3 protein-coding genes and 1 pseudogene are annotated in these 3519 nt (G+C 41.1%); all 4 read left to right on the forward strand.

Translation table 11 applies throughout. The annotated features are described in order from the left end of the window. Nucleotides 1-148: 148 nt before the first annotated feature. The 4 genes and pseudogenes from NFR99_RS14855 (at nucleotide 149) to NFR99_RS14870 (ending at nucleotide 3473) form a co-directional block, all read left to right on the forward strand. Nucleotides 149-1105 carry a hypothetical protein gene (locus NFR99_RS14855; RefSeq protein ID WP_251354040.1) on the forward strand — a complete coding sequence of 319 codons (957 nt, stop codon included), beginning with the start codon at nucleotides 149-151 and terminating at the stop codon, nucleotides 1103-1105. A gap of 300 nt (nucleotides 1106-1405) precedes the next feature. Next, nucleotides 1406-2503 (forward strand): HEAT repeat domain-containing protein, encoded by a 1098-nt coding sequence (locus NFR99_RS14860; protein WP_251354041.1) that lies wholly within the window; start codon nucleotides 1406-1408, stop codon nucleotides 2501-2503. Nucleotides 2504-2819: 316 nt separating this feature from the next. After that, a pseudogene (locus NFR99_RS15635) lies at nucleotides 2820-2912 on the forward strand (RHS repeat-associated core domain-containing protein); the annotation flags it as partial. Between the two features lie 72 nt (nucleotides 2913-2984). Further along, nucleotides 2985-3473, forward strand: coding sequence for a polymorphic toxin type 33 domain-containing protein (locus tag NFR99_RS14870; protein ID WP_243126927.1), 489 nt, complete (start codon nucleotides 2985-2987; stop codon nucleotides 3471-3473). The last annotated feature ends 46 nt before the right edge of the window (nucleotides 3474-3519 follow it).

A 3519-nucleotide genomic window follows, 5' to 3' on the forward strand; every position in this document is an offset into this window, starting at 1 on the left:
AAATGCAATAAGCAGCTTAAATACAGTAACTATGTGGCTTTCAGCCACTTTCACGGCACAGCTGTGAATAATTCAGGATAAAGAACATAATATTCATAAAAAAATTTATCTTAATAAAAAAGCTAAATTTTTGGATTGGGGGCGTGATATGAAAAACAAAGATATGAAAAATAAATATTTAGTTGCAGTCAGTCGGTTTCACAACATGGTGCTGCTCGGAATATCAAATCAGCCGTTATCTATATGGATACCAGAGGATGAGAAAAGATGGCATATGGATTACGAGTTTCATATTTCATGTATATGGCGTATCCGGCAGAAAGATACCATAATTGCAGGTTATCAGGACATATATACAGAGATTGATGAGGACGGGAGAATTGTAGAAGAGGAGACAGAGAGCGGAACAGCGGAAGGAAATGCGAGAGGGAGAACGCTTTTTGAAAAAAATATTTTTGGGAAAATGAGTTCGGACTGGCCATTAAAGATCTTGGGATTTTATGAGAGTGAAGTGGGGGATATCCGGATAGAGATGGAAAAGGGGTACTGTTTCGAAGCATTTCCGACCTCGTCTGTTGAAGAACGGCTGGAAGAATGGCGCTTTATTGATGTGATATGTAAAAGGCATTATGTATGGCCTAAGGAAAAACAGCGAAGGCTTTTGCTGCTTGATAAGGATAACACAGATTTTTCGCAGTTGCTTGAAATGATTCTTCAGGAGATGATTCAGGAGGAAGATATTATGGTAATATCGGCGGGGATATGCCAGGGCGAAAAGCTTTCAAAAAGAGTCTTAGAGTCAGGCAGATGCTGGTATGGGGTTGATTTGGAGGGAGTAAACAGGATTCATAGGGTAAACATGGAGGAAGCCTATGATTATGTGGTTCCGATCGGAGTTCCGCTCCCAGAAAATAAAGGTATATTTCTGGAAGAAATTTTAAATTATCAAAAATATGTTACAACAGGAGACGAGTCCAGAAAAGAACTGGAGAATATGGGAAAGGAAATTTGCGAAGCTATAGGGTGTGATTATGAAATCAGTGATAAATGCAGGGAAAAGAGGGAAAAGGAACTGAAGAAATACAAAGATTTGTTGGGGATATAAAATGATATTATGTTTGAGAGAGAAATGCAATGGGAACCTAGAAGATTATATTTGTTAAATGATATTAGTGCTTTCATCATCAAAAAACTTTTTGATTATTCTGATAATGAGATGGTTGGAAAATTGTTTTTATCAGACAACCGTTTGAGGAGGGCACAGCATCAGGGATGGTGACTGCTATCAGTATGGCAGGAAAGGGAATAATATCTGGGAGCGTACTCTAAAGGGAATTGCAAAGAAAATCTTTACCAGATATTGCGAGAGAGTTGGCGGCTGAAACAGTGATGAGAGGGACAGAAGATGAGGAATAAAAGCAAAAGAGACGAGAAACAGGAATTTTTAGATGAAATTATTTCATCAAAGCGGGTTCCTTCGCGGTTTGAGTTGATGCAAATGTACCGAATGGAAAAAGATAAAGATTCCTGTATCCGGTGGAGTCTGGCGAAAGCGCTGGTAAACAGGTATACGCCTGAGAGTGAGGCAATGCTGAGGCGAATGGCCTGTGATAAGGATGGCTTAGTGCGGATAGAAGCAATAGATTCTCTGTGCATTGGCAGGGAAGAAGCGACATTGCCATTATTAAGAAGAAAGATGCGGCAAGCAGACGATTATTTAGAAAGAGGATATGCAGTACTATCGTATTTTGATGTTTGGCTAAACCGATACGGATATCGTAGGGAAAGCATGTCCCGCTATCTAAAGAGCGTAGAAGGGCTTTATGCGCAGGAGGAGCATTTGTGGGTGTTAGCAATGTATGAGAGGAACCGGTATTTTGCAGGGGAAAAGGAAGCGCTGCAAAAGCTGAAAGCGATTTTACTGGATAAAGGCATTAACGATTATTATGTTTTACGTGCAGTAATAAGTGTTATGGAAGAGATGATGAATGTTTTTAACAAAGATAAGATAAAGGAAATTTTAAAAGAATTTCTCGATTGTGAACCAGCAGGATTACAGGGAGTAAAGGCAGAAGCGGAAAAAGTATTGGAATCGGAAGCGATTGTCGGGGTACTATTTTTAGATAATAAAAATACAGGGTTGTCCCAGGTGCTAGAAAGTATCGGAAACTTTAGAATGGATGATATGCAGATACTCTTTGCGTCTGCGGGAATTATGCCAGGGGCGGAAATAGAGTCTGAAGTGGTAGAGTTAATGAAACAGAGGGAGGGAGTGGATTTAAGGGAAGAACAGTATCCAAAGCCTGTTATGAATGCCCACTGGTATGATTTTATTGTCTCAGTAGGGATAAAGATATGTGAGGAGGATTACTCATTTCAAAGAATTATCCATATGTTTGAAAATACGGATGAAACTATGCTGGATATGGTGAGCGCGGAACAGATGGTGGGAAAAGTAGCTGATTATATTTGGGATACATATAGTAAATATTTGGGAAAGTAGAGTCCATGCTTACTGCCAAAAAGATAAAGGAAACTGTAATTTAGGCGATCACGGACGCGGAAGGGAACAAAACCAGCTTCAACCTGTATGGGCTGGAGGGCAACGTTATCGCATCCGGCAGATATACGGGAAGCTGCACCGCGAAATACCTCACCAGCGGGAAAGATTTAAAAGGCAGCACCACCAGCCTGATCAGGCCGGACGGGAGCTGTGCGGTCGCTTACCGCTATACGGACTTTGGCGAGACGGTTATGTATGCGACGGAGGATGTGGAGAATGAAATCTGCTATACAGGCTTTATGATGAAAGCACAGGGCTGTACTATCTTAATGCGAGGCACTATGACCCGCAGGATGGGAGGTTTACCAGCCAGGATACGTACAGGGGAAAAGATGAAGAATATAAGACCTGGAACCTGTATACGTATTGTGCAAATAATCCGGTTGGGTATATAGATCCGAGCGGGCATTCTGCGATTGCGTTGTTTACGGCAGCAGCAAGAGCATATGAGGCAGGAAAGGCTTTGCTGGGAGCCATAGCATTGTTGGTGACAACTTATTATACAGGGCGGGTAGTCAGGAATGCTCCTATTGTTACGCGTGTACCTGTATACCGTCCGATACCGAAACCGCCCGTAATTAGAAAGCCAAGGGTTCAGCCGGTTCCAAAGGCTCCGGCAGTCCCGAATACCAGGGTGTTGCCAACGCCGAAAGCTCCAGCAGTCCCGAGGACGAAAGTAACGCCAGGGACAAAATCAAAAAAGAGAATAAAATACGTAAAGAGAAAGTTAAAAAATAATTTTGTAAGAGTTTCGGATCAATATTTAAAAAAGCAGGGAATTGATGCACATGAACTTAAGCGTGATGTGATGGGAGATAAAAATATGTCAAAAGCAGAAATTTATTATGATAAAGTGACTAAATTGCTATATGTATTTAGAAAAGGAGCTTCCTGTATAATTCAAGTATAGGGAATTCCAAGAAAGAAGGTTGAGAAAAAAATACCTCAGAGTAAAA

Origin of the sequence: Hominisplanchenecus murintestinalis (assembly GCF_943193015.1) — a bacterium.
GTDB lineage: Bacteria > Bacillota > Clostridia > Lachnospirales > Lachnospiraceae > Hominisplanchenecus_A > Hominisplanchenecus_A murintestinalis.

Excerpts from the sequence above, each read along its gene's own strand:
- NFR99_RS14855 (WP_251354040.1), top strand. The coding sequence starts at position 149 with ATGAAAAACAAAGATATGAAAAATAAATATTTAGTTGCAGTCAGTCGG.
- NFR99_RS14860 (WP_251354041.1), top strand. The coding sequence starts at position 1,406 with ATGAGGAATAAAAGCAAAAGAGACGAGAAACAGGAATTTTTAGATGAA.